This is a genomic window from Microbacterium sp. NPDC089188 (genome assembly GCF_040685155.1).
Lineage (GTDB): Bacteria > Actinomycetota > Actinomycetes > Actinomycetales > Microbacteriaceae > Microbacterium > Microbacterium galbum.
In genome coordinates this window covers 420842-445614 of sequence record NZ_JBFBHH010000001.1, presented here as the reverse complement: position 1 = coordinate 445614, position 24773 = coordinate 420842, and the positions used below count along the sequence as shown (strand labels likewise).

The 24773-nt window shown below is 71.7% G+C and carries 20 protein-coding genes; 8 read left to right on the top strand and 12 right to left on the bottom strand.

Translation table 11 applies throughout. The features are described from left to right. Window positions 1-47: 47 nt before the first annotated feature. Both AB0N80_RS01980 and AB0N80_RS01975 read right to left on the bottom strand, forming a co-directional pair. Complete coding sequence (locus AB0N80_RS01980) at window positions 48-455, bottom strand: NUDIX domain-containing protein (RefSeq protein ID WP_363577240.1); 408 nt, start codon at window positions 453-455, stop codon at window positions 48-50. A gap of 259 nt (window positions 456-714) precedes the next feature. Next, a complete protein-coding gene (locus AB0N80_RS01975; RefSeq protein ID WP_363388527.1) occupies window positions 715-1236 on the bottom strand; it encodes a MarR family transcriptional regulator in 522 nt (173 codons plus the stop codon). Window positions 1237-1317: 81 nt separating this feature from the next. Between AB0N80_RS01975 and AB0N80_RS01970 the strand changes: the two genes are divergently transcribed. Next, a complete protein-coding gene (locus AB0N80_RS01970) occupies window positions 1318-3462 on the top strand; it encodes an MMPL family transporter (RefSeq protein WP_363577238.1) in 2145 nt (714 codons plus the stop codon). Window positions 3463-3554: 92 nt separating this feature from the next. Here AB0N80_RS01970 and AB0N80_RS01965 read toward each other — a convergent pair whose 3' ends face one another. The 4 genes from AB0N80_RS01965 to AB0N80_RS01950 all read right to left on the bottom strand — a co-directional run bounded on the left by AB0N80_RS01965 (window position 3555) and on the right by AB0N80_RS01950 (window position 9066). Next, window positions 3555-4889, bottom strand: a complete 1335-nt coding sequence (locus AB0N80_RS01965; protein WP_363577236.1) for an FtsX-like permease family protein — start codon at window positions 4887-4889, stop codon at window positions 3555-3557. Next, window positions 4886-5605, bottom strand: a complete 720-nt coding sequence (locus tag AB0N80_RS01960) for an ABC transporter ATP-binding protein (protein WP_363388536.1) — start codon at window positions 5603-5605, stop codon at window positions 4886-4888. The genes AB0N80_RS01965 and AB0N80_RS01960 overlap by 4 nt, the downstream gene beginning before the upstream one ends. Window positions 5606-5719: 114 nt before the next feature. Then, window positions 5720-8137: a phosphoenolpyruvate synthase gene (gene ppsA, locus AB0N80_RS01955; RefSeq protein ID WP_363388539.1), complete on the bottom strand. Its 2418-nt coding sequence runs from the start codon at window positions 8135-8137 to the stop codon at window positions 5720-5722. Next, window positions 8134-9066, bottom strand: a complete 933-nt coding sequence (locus tag AB0N80_RS01950) for a pyruvate, water dikinase regulatory protein (RefSeq protein ID WP_363388542.1) — start codon at window positions 9064-9066, stop codon at window positions 8134-8136. The genes ppsA and AB0N80_RS01950 overlap by 4 nt, the downstream gene beginning before the upstream one ends. A gap of 208 nt (window positions 9067-9274) precedes the next feature. Between AB0N80_RS01950 and AB0N80_RS01945 the strand changes: the two genes are divergently transcribed. Next, window positions 9275-9592, top strand: coding sequence for an LPXTG cell wall anchor domain-containing protein (locus AB0N80_RS01945; protein ID WP_363388545.1), 318 nt, complete (start codon window positions 9275-9277; stop codon window positions 9590-9592). 138 nt (window positions 9593-9730) lie between these two features. On the opposite strand, the gene AB0N80_RS01940 is transcribed toward AB0N80_RS01945, so the two are convergent. Beyond that, a complete protein-coding gene (locus AB0N80_RS01940) occupies window positions 9731-10384 on the bottom strand; it encodes a hypothetical protein (RefSeq protein WP_363577234.1) in 654 nt (217 codons plus the stop codon). Between the two features lie 124 nt (window positions 10385-10508). On the opposite strand from AB0N80_RS01940, the gene AB0N80_RS01935 reads away from it, so the two are divergent. The 5 genes from AB0N80_RS01935 (at window position 10509) to AB0N80_RS01915 (ending at window position 16080) form a co-directional block, all read left to right on the top strand. Continuing rightward, window positions 10509-11720, top strand: a complete 1212-nt coding sequence (locus AB0N80_RS01935; RefSeq protein ID WP_363577232.1) for a HupE/UreJ family protein — start codon at window positions 10509-10511, stop codon at window positions 11718-11720. Between the two features lie 119 nt (window positions 11721-11839). Beyond that, window positions 11840-13831, top strand: a complete 1992-nt coding sequence (locus AB0N80_RS01930; RefSeq protein ID WP_363577230.1) for a metallophosphoesterase family protein — start codon at window positions 11840-11842, stop codon at window positions 13829-13831. Window positions 13832-13890: 59 nt separating this feature from the next. Next, window positions 13891-14949, top strand: a complete 1059-nt coding sequence (locus AB0N80_RS01925) for a DUF916 domain-containing protein (protein WP_363577228.1) — start codon at window positions 13891-13893, stop codon at window positions 14947-14949. Window positions 14950-15043: 94 nt separating this feature from the next. Continuing rightward, window positions 15044-15676, top strand: coding sequence for an acyl-CoA synthetase (locus AB0N80_RS01920; protein ID WP_315994205.1), 633 nt, complete (start codon window positions 15044-15046; stop codon window positions 15674-15676). Next, window positions 15673-16080 (top strand): amino acid transporter, encoded by a 408-nt coding sequence (locus AB0N80_RS01915; protein ID WP_363577226.1) that lies wholly within the window; start codon window positions 15673-15675, stop codon window positions 16078-16080. Before AB0N80_RS01920 ends, AB0N80_RS01915 begins: the two co-directional genes overlap by 4 nt. Window positions 16081-16247: 167 nt before the next feature. On the opposite strand, the gene AB0N80_RS01910 is transcribed toward AB0N80_RS01915, so the two are convergent. From AB0N80_RS01910 to AB0N80_RS01890, 5 genes are all read right to left on the bottom strand, one after another. Next, on the bottom strand, window positions 16248-17288 hold the full coding sequence (locus tag AB0N80_RS01910; protein WP_363577224.1) for a zinc-dependent alcohol dehydrogenase family protein: 1041 nt from the start codon (window positions 17286-17288) through the stop codon (window positions 16248-16250). Between the two features lie 101 nt (window positions 17289-17389). Then, window positions 17390-20728, bottom strand: a complete 3339-nt coding sequence (locus AB0N80_RS01905) for a discoidin domain-containing protein (protein WP_363577222.1) — start codon at window positions 20726-20728, stop codon at window positions 17390-17392. 371 nt (window positions 20729-21099) lie between these two features. Then, on the bottom strand, window positions 21100-22479 hold the full coding sequence (gene purB, locus AB0N80_RS01900; protein ID WP_363577220.1) for an adenylosuccinate lyase: 1380 nt from the start codon (window positions 22477-22479) through the stop codon (window positions 21100-21102). Between the two features lie 27 nt (window positions 22480-22506). Next, window positions 22507-23013 carry a low molecular weight protein-tyrosine-phosphatase gene (locus AB0N80_RS01895; protein WP_315994209.1) on the bottom strand — a complete coding sequence of 169 codons (507 nt, stop codon included), beginning with the start codon at window positions 23011-23013 and terminating at the stop codon, window positions 22507-22509. Between the two features lie 58 nt (window positions 23014-23071). Beyond that, on the bottom strand, window positions 23072-23476 hold the full coding sequence (locus AB0N80_RS01890; protein ID WP_315994210.1) for a phage holin family protein: 405 nt from the start codon (window positions 23474-23476) through the stop codon (window positions 23072-23074). A gap of 102 nt (window positions 23477-23578) precedes the next feature. Between AB0N80_RS01890 and AB0N80_RS01885 the strand changes: the two genes are divergently transcribed. Then, window positions 23579-24655: a histidinol-phosphate transaminase gene (locus tag AB0N80_RS01885; RefSeq protein ID WP_363577218.1), complete on the top strand. Its 1077-nt coding sequence runs from the start codon at window positions 23579-23581 to the stop codon at window positions 24653-24655. The last annotated feature ends 118 nt before the right edge of the window (window positions 24656-24773 follow it).

Here is a 24773-nt window from a genome sequence, read left to right as displayed (position 1 = left end):
GGCGTGAGGACCCTGGGCCTGTCGACGGGACCGGTACGCCCGCGGCGTCAGGCCGGCAGGAAGTACTCCCGCGCAAGCGGGGCGATCTCGATCCCGGATGCCGTCGCGGCGGTGACCCAGCGGAGCTCGGCGATCTCGGCATCCGGGGTCGGCTGCTGGGAGCCGATGTCGACGCGGAACACGTCGGCGACCACCTCGAAGCCGGGCTCGTTGGCCGCGGAGGCGCTGAACTCTCCGAGCGGCTCGAGGGCGTCGGGGGCGACGCGCACGCCGATCTCCTCGGCGAGCTCGCGCGCGAGCGTCTCGGCCGGGTGCTCGCCCGGCTCGGGCTTGCCGCCGGGCTGCATGAATGCGGTCGTGCCGGCCTTGCGCACGACGAGCAGGCGACCGTCGGCGTCGGTGATCACCGCGGCCGAGACGCGGATACGGCGTGGGGCGGGGGCATCCGGAAGCACTCCCGCACGGTAGCAGTCGCGCCGGGGGTTCCTCTGTGGGGCCGGGCGTCGAACCGGCGCGGCCGCGGCCGCGCGGGCGCAGCGAGTGTCCACCAAACCCGGGCGCCGGAGAATCCCGTCCGGGTGTCGTGGACACTCGGCGGGATGTTGGGGCTCGTTGCCGGCGCGGCAGAAGCGCCCGCGGCGGGCGGCGACGCACGCGCGGCGGGCGGCGACCAAAACGCGCGGGCGCGCGGCGGCGGGAGGCGCGCGGCTCGGGTCAGTGCGTCGAGCGCGGGACCGCCATCGACGGGATCGCTTCGGCGTCGGGGATGCCGTACGAGGCGATCACGCGCTCGAGGTAGCGGGTGATGACGTCCTGCTCCTCGTCGCTGAACTCGTCGAGCACGGCGTCGACGCTCGCGATCATCGGCATCAGGTGCCCCATCGCGCGGGCCATCGAGGTGTCGGTGGGCACCACGAGGACGCTCCGGCGGTCGGTGGGGTGCGGGGTGCGCGTGACGTGTCCGAGGTCGACGAGGCGGTCGATCGCGGCGGTGGTGGCGGCCGTCGTGAGGTCGAGGCGTCGCGAGAGCTCCCCCGGAGAGAGGGGGCCCGACATGACGAGGTGGCCCATGGCATCCAGGCCCGTCGGATTGACGGCGAGTTCACGCTGCAGCGCTTTCTCGAAGAGCGATCCGGCGGTGAAGAGGTCGCGCACGAGCGCGGTCGGGCGCCGCGTGGGCGGCACGGCGACGCCGCCGACGACGGGGGGTGGGGAGGAAGGGTTCGGCTCTTCCATGACTGGCACTCTACGCGTGATTGGGCTACCTTTCTCGTATCTCGATAATCGAGATACTCCAAAATCTAGCGAAGGCCCCCCATGACCGGCTTCCTCCGTTTCCTCACCTCGGCCCGCACGTCGTGGATCGTGCTCGTCGTGGCGTTTGCGGGCGTCGCGGCGCTGTTCGCCCTCGGCTCGGGCGCGACGAGCGACACGGCACCGGCCACGGGTCTGCCCGACACGGCCGAGTCCGTGCAGGTGCAGAAGGTGCTCGACACCTTCCCCGATGCCGACACCACCTCGGCGCTGGTCGTGTTCGCCTCCGACGACGGCGATGCTCTCCCCGCCGAGACGGTCGCCGCCATCCAGCAGAAGGCGTTCGGAGACCTCGTCGACCTGACGCCCGAGGGTTTCATCCCGCCGCCGCAGGTGTCGGAAGACGGTACCGTCGCCCTGCTGGTCGTGCCCCTCGCTCCCGAGGCCGACGTCGAGGCCCAGGCCGAGCGCGCCGCTGAGATCCGCACGCTCGCCGCCGACGGCCTCGACGGGGTGCGCACGTACCTCACCGGCCCCGAGGGCTTCGAGGTCGACATCGCCGCCGTGTTCGACGGCGCCGACTTCACCCTCCTGCTGACCACCGTCATCGTCGTCGCCGTGCTGCTGCTCATCACCTACCGCAGCCCGTGGCTCTGGCTCGTTCCGCTCATCGTCATCGGCACCGCCGACGCGTCGGCCGGTATCGTCGCGCGCCGCGTCGCGGCCGCGGTGGGGGTGCAGCTCGACGCGTCGATCACCGGCATCCTGTCGGTGCTCGTGTTCGGTGCGGGCACCAACTACGCCCTGCTACTCATCGCGCGCTATCGCGACGAGCTGCGCCTGGCCGAAGACCGACGCGAGGCTATGCGCCGCGCGGTGCGGGGAGCCGGGCCCGCCATCATCGCGAGCGGCTCGACGGTGGCCCTGGCGCTGGCGACCCTGTTGCTCGGCGAGCTGTCGGGCAACCGCGCGCTCGGTCTCGCGTGCGCGGTGGGCATCGTGGTGGCGATGGCGTTCGCGCTGCTCGTGCTGCCGGCCGCTCTCGTGCTGTTCGGGCGGTGGCTGTTCTGGCCCTACATCCCCCGCTTCGGCTCGCCGGATGCCATCTCGCGCAGCCCGTGGGGAAAGCTCGGCCGCGGTGTCTCGCGTCGTCCGGTCGTGGTCGCCCTGAGCGGGGCGGTCGTGCTCGGAGCGCTCGCGAGCGGCCTGTTCTTCGTGCAGACGGGGCTGTCGCAGAACGACCGATTCCTGCAGAAGCCCGACGCCGTGACGGGTCAAGAGGTGCTCGCCGAGGCGTTCTCGGCCGGGGCCACCTCTCCCGCGACCGTGGTCGTCCCGGTGGCGGACGTCGACGCCGTCGTCGAGGCGGCGGGAGGGATCGACGGCGTCGACTCCGTTCGCTTGGCGGAGGAGAACGGCGACTGGGCTCGCGTGGACGTCACGCTGTCGTCGTCCGCCGAGACGCCCGAGGCCTTCGCGACGATCGAACGTCTGCGCGCCGACCTCGACGGCGTCGGCTCGGGGCAGGCGCTCGTCGGCGGACTCGACGCCCAGGCCCTCGATGTCGCCGGCGCCCAGCAGCGCGATCAAGACCTGATCATCCCGCTGATCCTCGTGCTGGTGTTCATCGTGCTGGTGATCCTGCTGCGCGCGCTCCTCGCCCCGATCCTGCTACTGCTGGCCGTCGTCGCGAGCTTCTTCTCGGCGGTGGGGGCGGCGTGGTGGCTGTTCCAGACGCCGCTGTTCGGCTTCCCCGCGATCGACACGAACGTGCTGCTGTTCAGCTTCCTGTTCCTGGTCGCCCTCGGCGTCGACTACAGCATCTTCCTCGTCACCCGCGCGCAGGAGGAGAGCCGCACGCTCGGCACCACGCAGGGCATGATCCGCGCGCTCGCCGCGACCGGCGCGGTGATCACGAGCGCCGGCATCCTGCTCGCCGCGGTGTTCGCGGTGCTGGGCGTGCTGCCGCTCATCACGCTCACGCAGATCGGCATCATCGTCTGCATCGGCGTGCTGATCGACACGCTGCTCGTACGCACGGTCATCGTGCCGGCCATGGCGTTCATCGCCGGCGACCGGTTCTGGTGGCCCCGCAAGCCGAAGGTGACGGATGCCGAAGCCGCGGCCGCGCAGACCACAGACGCGCCCGAGAAGATCGCCGCACCCGTGACCCGCGCCGAACGCCGGAAGGGCGTCGGCGTTCGATGAGACCCGCGGGCCGGGAGGAGCCCCCAACATACCCTCCCGGTCCGCGGCCTCGCCCGCCCGCTCGCGTGTGCGGCGGGCGGGGGTCTTCGGGCTCAGACCGTCTCGCGGCGGATGCCGTCGACGATCGGCCGGGTCGAGGCCAGCGCCGCGCGCACCAGCGCGAAGCCGCCGGCGAAGGTCGCGACGATGGTCAGCACCGACAGGGGCGCGACGATCAGGCTGATCCCCACGATCGGGAACGCCATCATCAGCCCGAGCGCGGCACCGCCTCCCGCGGCCCACCGCAACGGCACCATGACCGTGAGTCGACGTGCGCGCCGCAGCTCGGCATCCGGGATGCCGAGACGATCGAGCCCGACGATCAGCTCCCGCTCCTCGAGCACCGACGCCGCCTGCGTCACCCCCACGGCGCAGGCGAGCAGGAGGAACGCGATGCCGAGCGTGACCAGCACTCCCGTGCGGATGTCGGTCATCAGGGTCGTCGGTCCGGCGTCGCCCGCGACGTCGACGATCGACAGTCCGCACCCGGCCACGACCGCGATGAAGGCGACGATGGCCATCCCCGACACGCGCCGCCAGGCCGGGCCCGCGTGCGCGGCGAGCTCCCGCCCCGCGATGAGCTCGGACGCGGTGCGCGCGCGACGCGCCAGCGATCGTCCCCGCGCGGCGACGATCGGCGCGCCGATGAGATTGAGCAGGGCGAGCGCGCCCGCGAAGACGCCCAGCAGCAGGGCGATCCCCACAGCCGGGCCGAGCAGCTGCGCGACGACCGAGAAGTTCGACACCAGCAGCACGACGGCGACGATCAGCACCCCACCGACCACCAGGGCGGCCGTGCGCGACGGGGGAGCGGCGCTGCGGGTCCGCACCCCGAGCGGGGTGACGGCGACCCGGCGCAGGCTCGCGGCAGCGCTCGCCGCGCCGACCACGATGACACCGCCGAGCACACCGAGGCCGAGCAGTGGGTCGATCGCCACGGCGGCGACGCCGACGGGAGCGCCGAAGAACGGCAGGAGCCCCACGAGCGGAAGGAGCGCCGCATAGATCGCGACCCCGGCGACGGCGCCGACGGCGGCCACGGCCGTCGCCTCGAGCACGGTGAGCGCCCACAGCTCGCGCGTGCTCGCGCCCAGCAGCCGCAGGGTCGCGAGGCGGTCGTTGCGGCGCCGGCTCGTGAGGCGGGCGGCCGCGGCGCCGAGCGTGACGAGCGGTACGGCGAGCAGCAGCAGGGCGAGCACCGCGAGGATGCCGTAGAGGCCGTTCCCGTCCGCGGTGCGCGGGTCGACGAGGAACATCCGCGCTCCTCCGGCGACCACGAGCAGCAGTGAGGTCGTGACGGCGAACGCGACGATCGGCAGCGCGACGGCGGCTCGACCCTGCCGCGCGGGACGCGTGAGCTGCCGCGCCAGGGGCAGGACGACGCTCATCGCGCGCCCCCGGCCGACGCGACCGCGCCGGTGTCGCTGACGACGCGCCCGTCGCTCACCCGCACCGTGCGCGAGCACCGGCGGGCGACGTCGGCGTCGTGCGTGACGACGACGAGCGTGCGCCCCTGACCCGTCGTGGCGTGCAGCAGGGCGTCGAGAACCTCGGCCGAGGTCGCCGAGTCGAGAGCCCCGGTCGGTTCGTCGGCGAAGACGACCGGCGCTCCCGTCACCTGGGCGCGGGCGATCGCGACGCGCTGCGCCTGACCGCCCGACAGCTGGCCGATACGGCGCTCCTCGAGCCCGGCCAGTCCGAGCGCGGCCAGCCACACGGCGGCGTGTCGTTCGGCATCCTGTCGTTTCGTGCCCGTCAGCAGCAGCGGCAGGGCCGCGTTCTCGACCGCGGTCAGTTCGGGCAGCAGCAGGTGCTGCTGGAATACGAAGCCCAGGGCCTCGCGGCGCACGCGGGCGCGCTCGCCCTCCGACAGCCCGACCAGCTCGCGCGAAGCCGCGCCGGGGGCGGACAGCACGATCGAGCCGGAGTCGGGGGCGATGACCGACGCGAGACAGTGCAACAGCGTCGTCTTGCCCGATCCCGACGGACCCATCACGGCGACGGACTCACCGGCGTGGATGGTCAGCGAGACGTCGTCGAGGGCACGCAGGTCTCCGTAGCTCTTGACGAGCCCGTGGGCGGTGAGCACAGCAGAAGAAGTCATGCCTCCATCACAGCGAGCGGCGCCCCGCGCGTCGTCGGCCGGGGGAGGTATCCCCGTCGTCCGAGCGGACGATTCTCCGGGCCGGGACGCTCCACGCGCCCCGGCCCGCCTCCCTCACAATCGCGACAGGTGCGCCTGCGCCAGGATCTCGGCCTTGGGCCGCTCGTTCGCCGCGAGGGCGAGCCACGTCTCGACGACCGTGTCGGGGTTCAGCGACAGCGACTGGATGCCGCGCGCCACGAGCCACTGCGCGAAGTCGGGGTGGTCGCTCGGTCCCTGCCCGCAGATGCCGACGTACTTGCCCTGCCGCCGACACGCGTCGATCGCCAGTCCCAGCAGGTGCAGCACCGCCGGGTCGCGCTCGTCGAAGGCGGATGCCATGAGCGCCGAGTCGCGGTCGAGGCCCAGGGTCAGCTGGGTCATGTCGTTCGAGCCGATCGAGAAGCCGTCGAAGTGCTCGAGGAAGCGCTCCGCGAGGATCGCGTTGGCCGGCAGCTCGCACATCATGACGACCTTCAGGCCGTTCTCGCCGCGGCGCAGACCGTTCTGCGCGAGGAGGTCGACGACGGCCTTCGCTTCGCCGACCGTGCGGACGAAGGGCACCATGATCTGCACGTTGGTCAGGCCCATCTCGTCGCGCACGCGTCGCAGCGCCTCGCACTCCATGTCGAAGCACGCCCGGAACTCCGGCGAGACGTACCGCGCCGCCCCGCGGTAGCCGAGCATGGGGTTCTCCTCGTCGGGTTCGTACAGCGTGCCGCCGAGCAGGTTGGCGTACTCGTTCGACTTGAAGTCCGACAGACGCACGATCACGGGTTCGGGAGCGAAGGCCGCGGCGATCATCGAGACGCCCTCGGCGACCCGCCGGATGAAGTACTCCTCGGGCGAGGGGTAGGCCGCGATGCGCGCGCGGATCTCGTCGGCGAGGGCCCCGTCGAGGCGGTCGAGCTCGAGCAGCGCCCGCGGGTGGATCCCGATCTGACGGTTGATGATGAACTCGAGCCGCGCGAGCCCGACGCCCGCGTGCGGCAGCCGCGAGAACGCGAAGGCCTGGTCGGGGGTGCCGACGTTCATCATCATCTTCACGGGGGCGGCCGGCATCCGGTCGAGCTCGGTCTGCTCCTCGGCGAAGTCCAGGATGCCGTCGTACACGAGGCCGTCGTCGCCCTCGGCGCACGAGACGGTGACCTCCTGGCCGTCCGTCAGCGCGTGCGTGGCGACGCCCGTGCCGACGACGGCGGGAATGCCGAGCTCGCGCGCGATGATCGCCGCGTGGCAGGTGCGTCCGCCGCGGTCGGTGACGATCGCCGAGGCGCGCTTCATGATCGGCTCCCAGTCCGGGTCGGTCATGTCGGCCACGAGCACGTCGCCGTGCGCGAAGTCGGCCATCTGATCGATCGAGCTGAGCACACGCACGCGGCCTGCGCCGATGCGCTGGCCGATCGCGCGACCCTCGACGAGCACCGCGCTGCGCTCGGCCAGCACGAAACGGCTCAGGACGTTCGCCGACCGCCGCGACACCACAGTCTCCGGTCGGGCCTGCAGCACGTACACCTGTCCGTCGATTCCGTCCTTGCCCCACTCGATGTCCATCGGGCGGCCGTAGTGCTCCTCGATGACGAGGGCGATGCGGCCGAGCTCCTCGACCTCCGCGTCGGTGATCGAGAAGCGCGTGCGGTCATCGGCATCCACCTCGACGAAGGCCGTGCTGCCGTCGACGTGCTGTCCGTCGGAGTACCGCATCGCGATCGCCTTCTCCCCCACGCTGCGCTTGAGGATCGCGGGGCGGCCGGCGGCCAGGCCCGGCTTGTAGACGTAGAACTCGTCGGGGTTCACCGCGCCCTGCACGACCGCTTCGCCGAGGCCGTAGGAGCTGGTCACGAAGACCGCGTCGTCGAAGCCCGATTCGGTGTCGAGGGTGAACATCACGCCCGAGGCGCCGACATCGGAGCGCACCATGCGCTGCACCCCGGCCGAGAGGGCGACCTCGTGGTGGTCGAAGCCGTGGTGCGCGCGGTACGCGATCGCGCGGTCGTTGTAGAGCGAGGCGTAGACCCGGCGGATCGCCTGGAGGATGTTCTCGATCCCGCCGATGTTGAGGAAGGTCTCCTGCTGCCCCGCGAACGACGCGTCGGGCAGATCCTCCGCGGTGGCGCTGGAGCGGACCGCCCAGGTCACGGCATCCGGGTCGGTCTCGTTCGCGACGAGAGCGGCGTAGGCGGCGCGGATGTCGGCGTCGAGGTCGTCGGGGAAGGGCTGCTCCTCGATCCACGCGCGCACGCGGGCGCCGAGTTGGGCGAGGGCTGCTACATCGTCGACGTCGATGCCCTCGACGGCGGCGCGGATGCGGGCGTCGAGCCCGCCCTCCGCGAGGAACCGTGCGAAGGCGTCGGAGGTGGTCGCGAACCCCGGGGGAACACGGATGCCGGCGGATGCCAGGTGCGACACCATCTCGCCGAGCGAGGCGTTCTTGCCGCCGACCTGGGCGAGGTCGCTCATGCCGATCTCGTCGAAGCGCAGGATGTTGGTCATGGGGTGGGCCTTTCTCGGGGTCGGTCCCGCAGGTTCATGGACTGCAGGATCACGGCGGACATCTCCTCGACGCTCCGGGTCGCGGAGCTGAGGAACGGGATGTGGGTGCGGCGGTAGAGGTCTTCGGCCCGGCGGATCTCGAGGGTGCACTGGGCGAGGCTGGCGTAGGTCGAGTGCGGGCGGCGTTCGTGCCGCACCTGACTGAGACGCAGGGCGGTCGTGGTCAGCCCGAAGCAGCGCTCGGCGTGAGGCGCGACGATGCGGGGCAGCCCGTCGGTCGGGAAGTCGTCGTCGGTGAGCGGGTAGTTCGCCACGAGCAGCCCGTAGTGCAGGGCGAGGTACATCGTGGTGGGGGTCTTCCCGCACCGCGAGGGGGCGACGATGATCACGTCGGCGCTCGCGAGGTCGCGCCCGCTCTGTCCGTCGTCGTGCTCGATCGCGAACTCCACGGCCCGCATGCGGCGGAAGTACTGCTCCAGATCTCCCAGGCCGTGATACTGCCCCGCGCGGGTCTCGGCGGTCGCACCGAGCTCCGCCTCGAGCTCGGTGAGGTGCCCGGCCAGCAGGTCGATGACCACGGCGCCCGCGTCGGCGAGACGTCCCCGGATGCCGGCATCCTTCACCGTCGCGAAGACGATCGGCGCATCGCCCGTCCCCTGGGCCGCGGAACGGGCGAGCCGCGCGACGACCGCGTCGACGGCGGTGACGCTGCCGAGGAAGGGGATGGTGTGCCTCTCGAAGCGCGCCCCCGGGAAGTTCGCGAGCAGGGCGCTGCCGAGCGTCTCGGCGGTGATACCCGTGCTGTCCGACACGAAGAACACGGCGCGCGTGCCGGCGACGAGGCCGGGCTCGGTGCGCTCGCCGGGTGAAGTCGCGGGCGGTGTCATCGCGGCGGAGGGCGCGGCCGTCGCGTCGAAAGGGGGGACCATGCGATGACGCTAGGGGCGTCCGCGCGCATTTTTGCGACCGTTATGAATGAAAGAAGACGCATTCTTGCTGCTGCGCTAAGGGACCGGTTGTGGTCCGACCACCCTGCCGCTTGGAACCCTTTTCGCCCGGCGTTCTCCGGCCGGTCGGTCGGGAAGGGACCGGCGTCCACGTCGACCCGCCACCGTGACAGACGGAAAGGACACCATCATGGTCGTCACGTTCGCGATCGCGCTGACCCTCGCCGGCGCCGGCGCGCCCACCCCGGCCCCCGAGGGCGGTGCGCCGGGGGACTCCCAGATCATCGTCGTCGAGGTCCCCGACGCCGCCCGCGCGACACCGACGGGCGGGCCGACCGATGCGCCGACCTCGCCTCCTCCCGGGCGCCCGTCGCCTTCCGCGACGCCCGACGGGTCCCTTCCCGAGACCGGATGGGATGCCGCGGGTCTCGCCGCCGCGGCCGTCATCGGCTCCGGGGCGCTGGCCGCCGGCATCCTGATCTCCCGTTCGCGTCGTCGCGCGCGCTGAGGTGTCGAGCGGGAGCTGCGCGCCGCCCGAGCCTCGCGCCGGGGCCTCGCCCCCGGGCGTCGCGCCGCCGCCTCGCGCCCTAGCCGCGCCCGCGCCTCGCGCCCTACCCGCGTCTCGTGCGGGGGAGCGCCCGGGCCGTCACTGCATCCAGAGCACGATGCCGCGCTGCCCCGTGAGCACCGACGCCACCCCAGCGCGCACCGCCGCGGCCGCGCGCTCCGGGGTGAACGACGCGGGATCGTAGGCCGCCGCCGTGCCCAGGCCTTCGCCGCGATAGGCGGCTCCGGTCCAGTCGGCCGCGGTGACGTTCTCGGTGGGTTCGGCGAGCTCCGCGCCGACGATGAGGAACTGCCGGTCGAGATGGTTCGCCGTCACCGTGGCCAGCGGGTCGACCAGGGCATCGCCCGCGCTGATGATGAGATCGGGGTTCATCCGCATGGCCGCCACCGCCCCGTCGATCATGTCGTCGTCGGCATGCACGATCTCCAGGTCGGCGCGGGTCTCGTCGGCCCACTCCCTCACCGCGTCGACCAGGACGGCGGTGGGGGCGTCGTCGCCGACGGTCAGCAGAACGACGCGGTACCCCGCGGGCGCGCGCACGCCGCCCCACGACCCGGGCTCGGGGTTCAGCGTCGATTCGGGCGCCGGAGGGGTGAGGGGGAAGAAGCCCTCCGCGGGAGTGCCGATCGGCGCGGGTGCCGCTCGCATCTCGCTCCACCCGGGCTCCGAGCTGCAGCCGGTCAATATCGCCAGCAGCACGAGCGCCGCCGCGGCCGTCATCCTTCGCTTCACGGTGTCACCCTGCGCGACGCGGGTGACCCGCGGGCGAACACCGGGCGCACGTTCCGTTTCCGTTCGCCCCGCCGCGTCCGACCGTTCACACCGGCGGGACACCCTCGGCGACGGAAGGGACCCCATGTCAGAAACGATCCGCCGCGTGCTCCGCCCCCTGTTCGTCGCAGCGACCGCCGTCGCCCTCCTCGCCATCGCTGCTCCGGCGTCGGCGCACGGCATCCGGTCGGTGGTCTACGCCGACCTGTCGAGCGGGGGACCGGGCGTCGTGCACGCCCAGCTGCAGGTCGAGTACGACCTGCTCGTCGTGTCCGCGGCCGATGCCGCGAAGGACGACGCCCTGTTCCGGGCCGGGACCGACGCCTTCGACGCCCGGGATGCCGACGCGCAGGTCGCCGCCCTCCAGGCGCACCGCGATGACGTGTCGTCGTACGTGGCCGGGAGGTTCCGCGTCGCCGGAGCGGCGGCGTGCACCCCGACCATTGCCGACGACATCGCCATGACGCAGCAGGAGGGCGTGCCCTACGCCGTGCTCGAGGTCGACTACGCCTGCCCGCCGTCCGAGAACGGGCACGAGGTCGTCTCGTCGCTCTTCCCCGACGACGAGGGCTTCGTCACCGACACGAAGACGATCCTCACCTACGCGCTCGACCTGCACGAGGGCAGCACGGTGCTGGATGCCGAGCATCCGTCGTTCTCGACGGCGCAGTCGCCGCTCGAGCGCTTCTGGGAGTTCTTCCGCCTCGGCGCCGAGCATCTGCTGACGGGGATCGACCACATCCTGTTCCTGCTCGCGCTCATCGTCGGGTCACGACGTCTGCGCGAGGTGGTCGTCGCCGCCACCACCTTCACCGTGGCGCACTCGGTCACGTTCATCCTCGCGGCGACGGGCGTCGTCGCCGCTCCTCCTGCGATCGTGGAACCCACGATCGCCCTGTCGATCGCGGTGGTCGGCGCCTGGCACCTCTGGCGCCTCTGGCGCCGGGGTGAGGTCGATCAGGATCTGTCGCGCGCCCACGGCTTCCTGCGTCTCGATCGCGCGGGGTGGCTGCGCGTCGGCGTGGTCTTCCTGTTCGGACTCGTGCACGGACTCGGCTTCGCGTCGGCGCTCGGGATCGACGAACCGTGGTCGTGGACGCTGCTGTGGTCGCTGCTGGTGTTCAACATCGGCATCGAGGCGGTGCAGATCGGCCTCATCGTCGTCGTCTTCCCGGTGCTCGTGCTGCTGCGCCGGCGGTTCCCCCGCGTCGGGATGTGGGCGAGCGGCCTTCTCGCGGTGGTCGTCACCGTCGCCGGTCTCGTGTGGTTCGTCCAACGCATCCTCGGCGTCGAGTGATGGGCGTTGCTCGACTCGATGGCTGTGCTGCGTCCGCCATTCACGCGCTCGTCACCGAGCGGGCGGAGCGTGGGAACACCCGCCCGATCGCGGGTCCCCACAGAGAGAAACGGATCATCATGCTCCTTTCCGCATCGACGTTGCACGGGACGCGCACGCGTCGCCGCGCCGCGTGGATCGCAACGGCCGCCGTCGGCGTCTCGCTCGTGCTCTCGGGCGCGACGACGGCACCGGCCGCCCTCGCCGACACCACGGCGACGCTCTCCGGCGTCATCCTGGGCGTCGGGGCCGACGAAGCGCAGCGCATCGTCACCTGGTACTCCTCGGCCGACACCGCGCAGTCGGTGCAGGTCGCGCCGACCTCGTCGCTGGTGAACGGCCGGTTCCCGGCGTCGGCCACGACCTTCTCGGCATCCGGTACCGCCAACATCGCCGGCAGCGGCGGCTACAACCGCCACGCGACGATCACGGGTCTCGCCGAGAACACCGCGTATTCGTACCGTGTCGGCTCGGACGCCAACTGGTCGCCGACCGCCGCCTTCTCGACGCAGTCGTTCGACGGGGACTACGACTTCCTGTTCTTCGGCGACCCGCAGATCGGCTCGTCGGGCGACATCGCGAAGGACCAAGCGGGCTGGCAGGACACGATGAACGTCGCCGTCAACGCCAACCCGAAGGCCGAGATACTCGTCTCGGGCGGTGACCAGGTCGACGCCGCCAACCGCGAGGACCAGTGGAGCGCGTTCCTTGCACCCGACCAGCTGCGACAGATCCCGTGGGTCGCGACGATCGGAAACCACGACGTGGGCGGCAAGGCCTACGAGCAGCACCTCTACACGCCCAACACCGACCGCACCGGCGCGTACTACCGCAAGGGAGCCGCGAGCATCGGCACCGAGTCGGGCGGCGACTACTGGTTCATCTACAAGGACACGCTGTTCATCGACCTCAACAGCAACAGCTACGCCACCTCCCAGGGCGGCGGCGGCGACGACGCGCACGTGGCGTACGTCACCGACGTCGTGAACAAGCACGGCGCCGAGGCGAAGTACACCGTGCTCGTCTACCACCACGCGATCTACTCGCCGGCCGATCACGCGAAGGATGCCGACAACAAGGTGCGCCGCGTGGACTTCCCGACCACCTTCTCCAAGCTCGGCGTCGACCTCGTGCTCCAGGGTCATGACCACAGCTACTCGCGCTCGTACGAGATCAAGAACGGTGCGAAGGCGAACGCCGACGAGAAGCCCGGTCAGGACGAGGTCTTCGAGGGCCCCGGCGGTGTCGTCTACGTCACCGCGAACTCGGCATCCGGATCGAAGTACTACGACATCACCGCTCCCGACAGCAGCGGCACGAGCGGAGCCGGGAACGGCGCCGACCCGCTGAATCCTGCGAACTACTGGTACAACTCCGTGCAGAACCAGGAGCACGTCCGCACCTACGTCAAGGTCCAGGTCAAGAAGGACCAGCTCGTCGTGCAGAACATCCGTTCCGGCGACTGCTCGGCCCCGAACGCGGCCGTGGAGCTGAACAAGGTGCTGTGGTGCGGTCCTGAGAACGGCACCAAGCCGGCCGAGGCCGTGGGGTCGATCCAGGACGAGGTGACCATCCACCCCAACCACGGCGACGGTCAGGACATCCAGGTCGACGTGCCCTCGGGCGCCCCCGGCGAGTTCGGCTGGACGATCAACGGGCACAACGGACTGGTCGACCTCGGCACCGCCGAGGAGAAGAACCTCCAGTACTTCGAGGCGACCGGTCAGATCAATCCGATCTCCGTCACCGACACCCGCGCGAGCAAGGCCGCGTGGTCGGTCTCGGCGTCCGTGGGTGACTTCGTCGACGGTGACAAGACCTTCCAGGGCACGTACCTCGGATGGACGCCGAAGGTCGTCACCCCGGGTGCGGGCGCGGTCGCGGGTGCGGCCGTCGGCTCGGGCTACGACGGCGGTGCCGGCCTGTCGACCTCGCAGGTGCTCAGCTCCGCGCCGATGGGTCACGACCGCGGCGCCGGCGTCGTGGGCGCCGACCTCGACCTGAAGATCCCGAACACCATCGACAAGGGAAGCTACCGCGCGACCCTGACCCTCACCGCGCTGGCCGGCTGACCAGCGATCCGGGCCGGCGGGGAGCACTCCTCCCCGCCGGCCTCTCCCGAAGGACCCTCATGAACCTGTCCCCCCGTCTGCTCGCCCTGACCCTCGCAGCGCTGACGACCGCGTCCGCGCTGCTCGGGGCGTCTCCCGCCTCGGCCGCGACCGACGACGTCAGCTGGACCGTGCGCACCGCCTCGAACACCCTGGGCGCCGATCGCACGAACTTCTCGTACGCGCTCAACCCCGGCGCGCACCTCGACGACGGTCTCGTTGTCGCCAATCGCGGCACCGAAGCGGTCGAGCTCGACGTCTACGCCGCCGACGGCTACACCACGTCGACGGGAGCGGTCGATCTCCGGCTCGCCGCGGAGCAGCCCACCGGGGTGGGCAAGTGGATCGTCGTCCCCCACCGGCACGTGACCGTGCCCGCCGGACAGACCGTCGAGGTGCCCTTCACCGTCGACGTGCCCGCCGACGCGACCCCGGGCGACTACGCCGGCGGTGTCGTGACCTCGCTGACCGTCGCCGACCAGTCCGCGAACGTCAACGTCGACCGTCGTCTCGGCATCCGTGCCGGCATCCGGGTGGGCGGCGACCTCGTGCCCGCGCTCTCGGTCGACGACGTGCGCGTGGACTGGGACGGCGGCGTCGTCCCGTTCCTGTTCGGCGACGCCACGGTGCATTACGGCCTGCACAACACCGGCAACGTGTCGCTCACCGCCGACGACGGCGACGCCGTCGCGGGGCCCTTCGACCTCGGACGCATCGAGGCGGCGCCGGATGCCGCAGCCCCGGTGATCCTGCCCGGGGAGACGTGGCCGCGCGACGTCCGCGTGTCCGGCGTGGCGGCCATGGGCCTGCTGTGGGCCTCGGTGACGGCGACGCCCACGGTCACCGACGCGTCGGGCTCGATCACCGCCCTCGATCCCGTCGAGGCCTCCGCGGTCGGCGCGGCCGTGCCCTGGCCTCTGCTCGTCCTGCTGGCGCTGGTCGTGCTGGCGGCGGTCTTCGCGCCGCGCTGGCTGCGCGCGCGTCGTCGGCGCCGCCAGGAGGCCGAGGAAGCCCGTGTCGCCGAGGCCGTCGCACGCTCGCTGGCCGAGAAGGACGACGCCCTGTCGCACGCGGGGTGAGCGGTCGATATCTCGACGTCGGCGCACACGGAGGCCGCTCAGCCCCCGAGGAATAGACTGGATACCAACGTCTTTCGCCCGTCGGGAACCCTCCGTGACCACTCCTCCTGCTGAACGCGCCTTCGACCTGCGCCATCTGCAGCTCGCGCGCGCCCTGTTCGCCGCCCTCGCGGCCGCGATGATCACGTTCTCGTCGGACCACTCCGCTGTGCTCGGCCTGAGCGTCTTCAGCGGCTTCGTGCTGGCGACCGGACTCACGCTGGCACTGTCGGCGTGGCTCGTCTTCCCGGCCGGGCAGCGCGCCGTCCCGGTGACGCTCGCGGCCGTGTCGTTCGCCGCGGGTCTCGTCGCGAGCGTCGGGGTGTGGCGCACCACCGGCATGTTCTTCGGCGTGGTCATCACGTGGGCGATCGTGTCGGGCGTCATCGAGCTCGTCGGTGCGCTCCGCGACCGCTCGGCGGGCCGCACCGCCGGCGTGCGCGACGGCATGCTCATCGGCATCCTGGGCATCGTCCTGGGAGCCGTCCTGCTGCTCACCCCGATGCAGTACGCGCTCGACTACAGCATCACCGGCGCGGGGTCGTTCACCCTCACCGGGATCACCATCGCCGTGGGCCTCTTCGGTGGATACGCGGCGGTCGTCGCCGTGTTCCTCGCGATCGCGGGCTTCTCGCCCCGCCGCACCGAGCCCGTTCCGGCCGTACCCTCCGAGGAGGCCGCGTCATGACCGACAAGCCCACCACCCGCAAAGACCTCATGAAGCCCGTTCAGCTGCTCGGGCTGGCGTTCGTCGCCGCCCTCTTCGCCGGCTTCGTCACGCTCATGTCGATGGGGTTCTTCCAGACGCGCCCCGCCGACCAGATCCAGCGGGCTCTCATCGTGGCCCTCGTGGCGGCCGGAGCGACCTTCATCATCGTGCTCGTGAGCGTCGCGCTCATGCTGCTCGCCGTCGACCCGTCGAAGGTCACCGCGACGGTGGACCGTCCGCTGCTCCTCCCCAAGGACGCTCCGGATGCCACCCCGGGCGCCTCCGCCGAGCCCGAGGCTCCGCGTGCCGCGGACTCCGCGCCGCGGTCGGAGGGCGCCACCCCGCCGCGTTCCACCGACGACGGCACCGCTCCCCGCGCCTGACCCCCCGGCCCCGTCGCCGTCGCGTCGCCGCGGTCATCGGCCGGCGCCTTGTCGGTCCTCTCGCCCCACCTGCGGCGGTGCGTGTCGCCCTTCTGGTGGGCATGGGCGCCGCGCACCGGCCATGACCGGGACAGGGATGCCGCGCCCCGAGCGCGACCGCGCGGGGCTCAGGCGCGCCGCGGGTCGATCATCGTCATGCCGGCCGGGGAGGCGGCATCCATCCCCGGTAGCAGCGTCGCCGCCTCGCCGAGGCCGATCACGCGCTCGATGAGCTCCTGAGGACGCAGGGCGCCGCTGTCGATGAGCGAGAGCATCTCGGGGTAGTCGACCGCGGCCATGCCGTGGCTGCCGAGCAGGTCGAGCTCCCACGCGATCGCGCGGGCCATCGGCATGGCGGTCATTCCGTCGTCGGTGGGCAGCAGGCCGATCTGCACGTGTCGGCCGCGGCGTCGGAGGCTCAGCACCGCGTCGCGCGCGGTCTGGGCGCTGCCCACGGCGTCGACCGACACGTGACTGCCTCCGCCGGTGATCTCGTGCACCGCCGCGGCGATGTCGGTGTCTCCCGCGGCGAGCGTGTGCTCCGCGCCGAGCCGGCGGGCGGCGTCGAGCGCGGCGGGCGTGCGGTCGACGACGATCACGCGCGCCCCCAGGGCGACGCCGATCATCACGGCGCTCAGCCCCACCCCGCCGGCGCCGACGACCGTGACCCACTCGCCCGCCTGCACGCGGGCGCGGCCGGTGAGGGCGCGATAGGCGGTGGCGAAGCGGCATCCGAGGGCCGCCGCCGCCTCGAACGAGACGCCGTCGGGAATGCGCACCACGTTGGTGTCGGCGGCGCGCAGCACCACGCGCTCGGCGAAGCTGCCCCACTGCGTGAAGCCCGGCTGCTGCTGGTCGGGGCACACCTGCGCGTTCCCGCCGAGGCACCACTCGCACGCGCCGCAGCCCATGACGAAGGGCACCGTCACACGATCGCCGATGCTCCAGCGCTGCACGCCCTCGCCCACCTCCACGATGACGCCGGCCAGCTCGTGTCCCGGCACGTGGGGGAGGGTGACGTCGTCATGACCCACCCAGGCGTGCCAGTCGCTCTTGCACAGACCGGTCGCGTGCACCTCGACCACCACGCCCCCGGCGGGGGCCGACGGCGCGGCCACCTCGCGCACCTCGAGGGGTTCGGCCAGGGCGTCCATGATCATCGCGCGCATGGCATCCATCTTCTCAAGCGACCGCGGGTGCGGCCCGTGACGACGCCGGGCACGCGATCGCCCCGGGCGCCGTCGAACGGTCCCGGGGCGATCGCGACGCGTCAGGCGCGGCGACGCCGCACGTGCATCATTGCGGCGCCCGCGATCAGCGCAGCGACGGCGAGGACGGTCACGGCGATCGGCGCCTCCGTTCCGGTGAGCGCGAGGCCGCCGGTGCCGGTGCCGCCCGCCGTCGTGCCCCCGCCGGCGCCGCTCCCGCCTGGCGTCGCGCCCGGGTCGACTCCGCCGGGCGCGGTTCCCGGGTCGGTCCCGCCCTGGGCGGTGACCGTCACCTCGGCGGAGCGGATCTCCTCGACGTTGCCCGCGACATCGGTCGACCGGAACGACAGCGTGTACGTCCCCACCACCGTGAGCGGGATCTCGGTCCCGGTCGTCCACGTCGCGCCCGCATCGAGCGAGTACTCCGTGGAGGCCACACCCGACGCGGCATCGGTCGACACCAGCGTGACCACTTTGCCGCCGGCGATGACCGGAGCCGCGACATCGGGCAGGGCCAGCGCGCGGCTCATCGACGCCGTATCCGAGACATCCGCCCCGGTCACCGGTGCCGTCGTGTCGATACGCACGGTCAGCGACCCGGAGACGCCCACCTGCTCGACGTCGTCGAGCAGGGCGCGGTAGTCGACGACGTGGGCGCCGTCGCCGGTGACCTCGAACCCCGTGCCGTCGGCCCATTCCCCGCCGTCGATGCGGTGCTGCACGACGACGCCGGCGGAACCGTCGTGCTGCAGCGCCACCGACACCGCAGCGGTGTGCCACCCGGCGGCGTTCGGCTCGGAGTCGAGGGCGGGCGTGATGACGCTGATCCCCGCGGCCTCGGGCACCGCGATCTCCGGGATCTTCAGGTATGAGCCCGGCGTGGCGAAGGTCAGGCGCAGGCCCGTGGAGAGCACGGGCGCGAACGACAGCGTCGTCTCGGTTCCGTTGATGACGGTCGGGGCGGCCCCGGTCGGTGCGACGGGCAGCCAGGTGCCGGACGCGTCGCGATACTCGGCCGTCACCCCCGCGATGGACCCTTCGATGTTCGTGAACGAGACCTGGTTCACGCGGTGGGTGCCGGTGGTCTCGATCGTGAAGGTCGCGGCATCCTTGTATCCCGCGTCGGTCCAGGTCGACCACTGCGTGTCCTGCTTGCCGTCGCACGCGTTCCCAGCAGGCATCGTGGCCCACTTGGTCTGGTGGAAGGATGCCGACACCGTGGCGTCGTCGCCGCGGCACACGTTGGGGATCGAGGCGTTGCCCCACACCGCGACCTCCGCGATCGACTGCCAGGTGTTCGCCTCGCTCGTCAGCCGCAGGCGCAGCGCGCTCGCCGTCGGGAGGGAGCGGGCGTCGATCACGGCCACGGGCGCCGGCTGCGTGGCATCCTGCGACAGGGTCGCCTCCACCTCGGTGTCGACCCAGGCGCCCGAGGCGTCGCGGTACTGCGCCTGGATGCGCGAGGGCCACGTCGCCGTCGATCCGTCCTTGTAGGTGTGCACGACGATGGAGTCGAACGTGCGGGTCACGCCCCAGTCGAACTGCAGCCAGCTGTCGCGCGGGTAGCCGTTGCCGGTCCAGTCGTCCCAGCCCTTGCCGGTGGGGTTGCCGTCGACGATCGTGCCGACGAGGTCGTTGCGGCTGGATGCCGACACCGTCGCCTCGGGGGCGATGTTCGCGATGCCGGGCTCGGTGACGGTGATCGTGCGGTGGAAGGTGCGGCCGACGGTGAAGTCCGCGTCCGCCGCGAGTGTTCCGGTCACGGTCTGCGGTCCGAGCACGCTGGTGTCCAGCGTCGACCACGTCACGCCGACGGGCGCGGAGGTTCCGTCGACATCGACGCTCACCGAGGTGGGCAGCGTCGGCACGGTCCCGCGGCGCACCGTCGTTGGGACGGCGCCGTCGGCGACCTTCCACGTGCCGTGGCCGAAACCCTTGTCATCCCAGTACGAGGCGTCCCAGCCGTCGCCGTAGCGCGCGGGGTCCTCAGCGGCGGGGTTGTGCATCTCGAGGCGGCCGTTCTCGCCGACCGTCAGCGGCAGCCACACGTACGTCGAGTTCGATTCGCCCTCGTTCCAGCGGTCGCCCATGTAGACGAATTTGCCGGGCTCGAGCTCGAAGACGTTGGTGGCCTGCGAGCCGAAGGTCGAACGGTTCGTGTCGCCTACCGAGAGGAGGCCGTCGGCTCCGTCGGGCATGCTGGCGTACCAGGTGTTCTCGTTCGCGTCGCCTGCCTGCACGCCGCGGATCCAGGTGCCCATGAGGCTCTGCGCGGTGTAGTAGGTCTGCGGGTTCGGAGCCCACCCGGTGGCTCCGGAGGCGATGGCGGTATACGTGCCGTCGCGCTCGAAGAGGGCGGGCGCCTCGAGGTAGCCGCACTCCTTGACGATCTGGAAGTCCTGTCCGCGCACCGGCGCGTCGGCCGTGCCGTCGGCGAAGACATACGGGTAGCGGCCGTCCTCGGAGTACTGGTGGACGTCGAGGGTGTCGGAGCCGGTCGTCTTCACGACGTTGGTGTAGCTGTCGTCGAGCTCGGCGATGTAGAGCGAGGAGTTCTCCTCGGACGAGTACGAGATGTACGCCGTGCCGTCGTGGTCCTGGAAGACGGTCATGTCGCGGGCCTGGCCCGGGACGGCGTACTGCGAGCAGCCCTTGTAGTCGGTGCGGTTGGGCATGCGGTAGGCGCCCACCATGCGGAAGGGGCCGGCGGGCGAGTCCGAGACGGCGACCGCGGCCATCGAGCGGGCGTAGGTGCTGCCGCCGGGTTCGGTGCGCCCGTCGGCGTGCCACCACATGACCCACTGACCGGTCTTGTCGTTGTGCAGCACCTTCGGACGCTCGAAGATTGCGGTGTAGTCCGCCGACCGCTGCGAGTCGAGGTGGTACGCGAGCGCGTCGATCTTGTCGGTGCGCGGCTGGCCGTTGTCGTCGACCGTGTCGTACAGGTTCTCGAAGTAGGGCGTCAGCAGGTCGTCGCGCGTCGTGATGCTGCGCAGGGCGTCGCCCAGATTGGTCCAGGTCATCGCATCCGTCGAGCGGTACACCGCCACGCCGGGGCTGTTCCAGTACCCGTTCGTGCGGTCTTCGCCGTACCAGTAGTAGACGGTCTGTCCGTCCTCCTGGGTCGTCACGACCTGCCCGCCGTGCGCCTGGATGTGCCGGCCGTCGGTGTCGTACCACTTCGGCTGGAAGTAGTCGGCGGAACCGCGTCCCGGATCGGCGAGCGGCTCGAATCTCGCGTAGGCGACCGGAGGGTCGACGCGGGGGACCCCGTCGTTCGGGTCGGTGGGCACGCCCGTCGCCGCGGCGGCCGCGAGGGGGGATGCCAGCACCCCGGCGAGCACGGCCGCGGTGGCCGCCGCGAGCAGGCGTCGAAGGGGGAGGGGGTGTCGATGCGTCATCGCGTCTGTTCCGTTCCGTGCCGCGACGGTGCGGCACACGTCGGCCGAGGCCGAGGGGGGATGTTGACGTCAACACCCTAAGCGCACGATGCCGCGACGTCCACCGTTTTGCCGTCATCCCGTCGTGCCTTCACCCGGCGCCGTGCCGAGTCCCGGCGCTCTCGCACCCCGCGAAACCCGTCGAGTGTCCACGACATGCCGCGTCGAGGAGCCGCCTGCGGCGTGTCCTGGACGCTCAACGGGGATGCGGGTACCCGCCCTGCGGGGGCGAGCGCGGGCGGCTCGCGACGGGGACGCCGCGGGCCGGCGGAGCTGTGCGACTTGGCGCGAGGCCGACCTGGCGCCGCGCCGCCCCGGCGTGACCGCGGTGCTTACAGCGAGTCGACCACCTGCGACGCGAGACCCGCGTAGGCGGCGGGGGTGAGCGCGAGCAGGCGCTCCTTCGCGGCGTCGCCGATGTCGAGTCCGCGGACGAACTCCGCGAGCTCGGGACCGCCGACGCGGCGTCCGCGCGTGAGGTCCTTGAGCAGCGCGTAGGGGTCGGTGATCTGCGAGCGACCCGCGGCGATCTCGGCGCGCACGACCGTCTGGATCGCCTCGGCGAGCACTTCCCAGTTCGTGTCGAGGTCGGCGAGCAGCACGTCCTCCGCGAGCGAGATCTCGGTGAGGCCGCGCTGCAGGTTGTCGAGCGCGAGCAGCGAGTGCCCGAAGGCGACGCCGATGTTGCGCTGGGTGGTGGAGTCGGTGAGGTCGCGCTGCATGCGGCTCGTGACGAGCGTGGATGCCAAGGTGGCGAACAGTCCGCCGGCGATCTCGAGATTGGCCTCGGCGTTCTCGAAGCGGATCGGGTTGATCTTGTGCGGCATCGTCGACGACCCGGTCGCGCCCGCGACGGGGATCTGCGTGAAGTAGCCGAGCGAGATGTACGTCCAGATGTCCGTCGCCAGGTTGTGCAGGATGCCGCCCGCGTGGCGCGCACGGTCGTACAGCTCGACCTGCCAGTCGTGCGACTCGATCTGCGTCGTGACCGGGTTGAAGCCCAGGCCGAGCGACTCGATGAACGAGCGGGTCAGCTCCGGCCAGTCGACGTCGGGCTCGGCCGCGACGTGCGCCGACCAGGTGCCGGTGGCTCCGGAGAACTTCGCGAGGTACTCCCCGGCATCCAGCTGACGGATGACGCGCTCGAGGCGCCATGCGAAGACGCCGATCTCCTTGCCCATCGTGGTGGGCGTGGCGGGCTGGCCGTGCGTGCGCGAGAGCATCGCGGCGTCGCGGTGCCGCACCGCGAGCTCGGCGAGCGCGGAGGTGACCGAGCGGAGCTTCGGCAGCCACACGCGCTCCACCGCGCGCTGCACGGTGAGCGCGTAGGCGGTGGAGTTGATGTCCTCGCTGGTGCACGCGAAGTGCGTCAGCTCGGCGAGGGCGGTGAGGCCGAGGGTGTCGAGGCGGTCGCGCACGAGGTACTCGACGGCTTTGACGTCGTGGCGCGTCACGGCCTCCTTGTCGGCGAGCCAGGCGATCTCGTCGGCGCCGAACTCCTCGTAGAGCGCGCGGAGCTTCGCGCGATCGACGTCCGACACGGGCGAGGTGCCGAAGAGCGAGCGATCGGTGAGGGCGAGGAGCCACTCGACCTCGACCTCGACGCGGGCGCGGTTCAGGCCCGCCTCCGACAGGTAGTCGCCGAGTTCGGACACGGCGCCGAAGTAGCGGCCGTCGAGCGGGCTGAGGGGCTGCGGAGGCAGAGCGGACACGGGTCTCCCGGGGGTCGCGCGAAAGGGTCAGCCCGCGGAACGGATGGCGGGCTCGAGCTGCCGGAACAGGGCGCGGCTGGCGCGTTCGATCATACCGAGCACCTCGTCGAACATCGGCGGTCCGGCGTAGTACGGGTCGGGCACGTCGAGGGTCTCGGCATCGGACAGGAACGACTGCAGCAGAGCGATCTTGTCGGCGTCGTCGTCGCTGCGCGCCCACCCGCGCAGCACGCGCTCGTGGCTGCGGTCGAGGGCGACGACGAGGTCGTTGCGGTCGAAGTCGGCGAAGGAGAACTGCCGCGCGCGGTGCGCGGATCCGTCGTAGCCGAGGCGCTCGAGCGCGTGCAGCGTGCGGTGGTCGGCGCGTTCGCCGACGTGCCAGTCGCCCGTGCCGGCCGAACTCGACGACACGCGGGTGCTCAGCCCCGACGTCTCGGCGATGCGCCGGAAGACCACATCGGCCATCGGCGACCGGCAGATGTTGCCGCTGCAGACGAACACGACGCGGAAGGGCGCGTCGGCACTCGCGGTCATCCCTCCATCATGGCGGGGAAGCGGCGCGCGCGCATCAGTGGGCTGCGTGCGACGGCCCTCAGTTTCGCGCCCGATCGTCGCGGCGCGGACGCAGGATGCCGCCGAGCACGGCGTTGATGATGCCGATGAGCAGCGCGGCGACCACCGTCAGCCAGAACTCGCCCGTGCGCAGGCCCCAGTCCCAGTTCTCGGTGATGACGCCCGTCAGCCACAGCAGGAAGCCGTTGATGATCAGCGAGATCAACCCGAGGGTGAGGATGTACAGCGGGATCGCGATGATCTTCACGATGGTGCCGACGACGCTGTTGACGATCGCGAAGATGAGGCCCACCAGGAGCAGGGTCAGCAGCACCTGCAGCCACTCGCCGGGGGCGAACGGGATGAGGCGCACCTGCAGCGCGGGCAGCAGGGTGACGATCCAGAGGGCGAAGGCGTTGACGGCGACGCGGACGACGAAGCGCATGCCCTCATCGTGGCACGCGGGGCCCGTCAGTGGCAGGGAACCCTCCACCTGGGGAGGAACCGGGTCTGACGCGCGACGACCTCTCGCGGTTAGGCTCGCGATGTGAGCGAAGACCCGGTCCTGCCCCGTATCCGTCCCGAGATCGCCGCCCTGCCCGCGTATCGACAGGGCAAGCAGGCGAGTCCCGACGCGTTCAAGCTGTCGAGCAACGAGAACCCCTTCGAGCCGCTTCCCGGCGTCCTCGACGCGGTCCGCGCGGCCGGTGCCTTCAACCGCTATCCGGATGCCACGGCCGCGCGGCTGCGCGAACGCCTCGCCGCGCGGTACGGCGTCTCGGCCGACGAGGTGCACGTCGCCGCCGGCAGCGTCTCGATCCTCGCCCAGCTGCTGCTGGCCACCTCGGGCCCGGGCGACGAGGTCGTCTACGCCTGGCGCTCGTTCGAGGCGTACCCCTCGCTGGTCGCCGTCGCGGGCGCGACGAGCGTGCAGGTTCCGCTGACCGCCGACTTCCGCCACGACCTACCCGCGATGGCCGATGCGGTCACCGAGCGCACGCGTCTGGTGATCGTGTGCAGCCCCAACAACCCCACCGGCCCCACGGTCGGTTACGACGAGTTCGTCGCCTTCGTCGACCGGGTGCCGCGCGACGTGCTGGTCGTGCTCGACGAGGCCTACGCCGAGTTCGTCACCGACACCTCCTCGGTCGAAGGCGGTCGCGTGCGTGCCGTGCTGGCGCGCCCGAACGTCGTCGTCCTCCGCACGTTCTCCAAGGCCTACGGCCTCGCGGGCCTTCGCGTCGGCTACGTTGTCGGCCACACCGGCGTGCTCGACGCCGCCCGCAGCACCGCGATCCCGCTGTCGGTCACGGCTGCCGGTGAAGCCGCCGCGTTGGCGAGCCTCGATGCCGAGAGCGAGCTGCTGCACCGCGTCGGGGTCATCGCCGAGCGTCGTGACCGTCTCGTCGCGCGCCTGCGCGAGACCGGGTGGGACGTGCCCGACGCCCAGGGCAATTTCGTGTGGTTCGCGGCCGGAGAGCGCACGGCCGAGGTCGCGGCCGCGTTCGAGGAGGCCGGGCTGATCGTGCGCCCGTTCCCCGGCGACGGCATCCGCGTGTCGATCGGCGAGGAGGAGTCCCTCGATCGCGTCGTCGAGGTCGCCGCAGCCACCGCCCCGCGCTGACGCGCGGCGCCGGCTCGGGCGCACGGCACGGCGTCCGTTTGTCCGACGTCCACGCCGAATCCCCGCGTCCGTTGTGCACCTCATGCGGTCTCGCGCATGGGCCGCGCGTTAGCGTGGG

Bases quoted from the DNA above. Each gene is read 5' to 3' on its own strand.
- AB0N80_RS01975 (WP_363388527.1), bottom strand. From the start codon at position 1,236: ATGGAAGAGCCGAACCCTTCCTCCCCACCCCCCGTCGTCGGCGGCGTC.
- AB0N80_RS01970 (WP_363577238.1), top strand. From the start codon at position 1,318: ATGACCGGCTTCCTCCGTTTCCTCACCTCGGCCCGCACGTCGTGGATC.
- AB0N80_RS01965 (WP_363577236.1), bottom strand. From the start codon at position 4,889: ATGAGCGTCGTCCTGCCCCTGGCGCGGCAGCTCACGCGTCCCGCGCGG.
- AB0N80_RS01960 (WP_363388536.1), bottom strand. From the start codon at position 5,605: ATGACTTCTTCTGCTGTGCTCACCGCCCACGGGCTCGTCAAGAGCTAC.
- ppsA (WP_363388539.1), bottom strand. From the start codon at position 8,137: ATGACCAACATCCTGCGCTTCGACGAGATCGGCATGAGCGACCTCGCC.
- AB0N80_RS01950 (WP_363388542.1), bottom strand. From the start codon at position 9,066: ATGGTCCCCCCTTTCGACGCGACGGCCGCGCCCTCCGCCGCGATGACA.
- AB0N80_RS01945 (WP_363388545.1), top strand. From the start codon at position 9,275: ATGGTCGTCACGTTCGCGATCGCGCTGACCCTCGCCGGCGCCGGCGCG.
- AB0N80_RS01935 (WP_363577232.1), top strand. From the start codon at position 10,509: ATGTCAGAAACGATCCGCCGCGTGCTCCGCCCCCTGTTCGTCGCAGCG.
- AB0N80_RS01930 (WP_363577230.1), top strand. From the start codon at position 11,840: ATGCTCCTTTCCGCATCGACGTTGCACGGGACGCGCACGCGTCGCCGC.
- AB0N80_RS01925 (WP_363577228.1), top strand. From the start codon at position 13,891: ATGAACCTGTCCCCCCGTCTGCTCGCCCTGACCCTCGCAGCGCTGACG.
- AB0N80_RS01915 (WP_363577226.1), top strand. From the start codon at position 15,673: ATGACCGACAAGCCCACCACCCGCAAAGACCTCATGAAGCCCGTTCAG.
- AB0N80_RS01910 (WP_363577224.1), bottom strand. From the start codon at position 17,288: ATGCGCGCGATGATCATGGACGCCCTGGCCGAACCCCTCGAGGTGCGC.
- AB0N80_RS01905 (WP_363577222.1), bottom strand. From the start codon at position 20,728: ATGACGCATCGACACCCCCTCCCCCTTCGACGCCTGCTCGCGGCGGCC.
- AB0N80_RS01895 (WP_315994209.1), bottom strand. From the start codon at position 23,013: ATGACCGCGAGTGCCGACGCGCCCTTCCGCGTCGTGTTCGTCTGCAGC.
- AB0N80_RS01890 (WP_315994210.1), bottom strand. From the start codon at position 23,476: ATGCGCTTCGTCGTCCGCGTCGCCGTCAACGCCTTCGCCCTCTGGATC.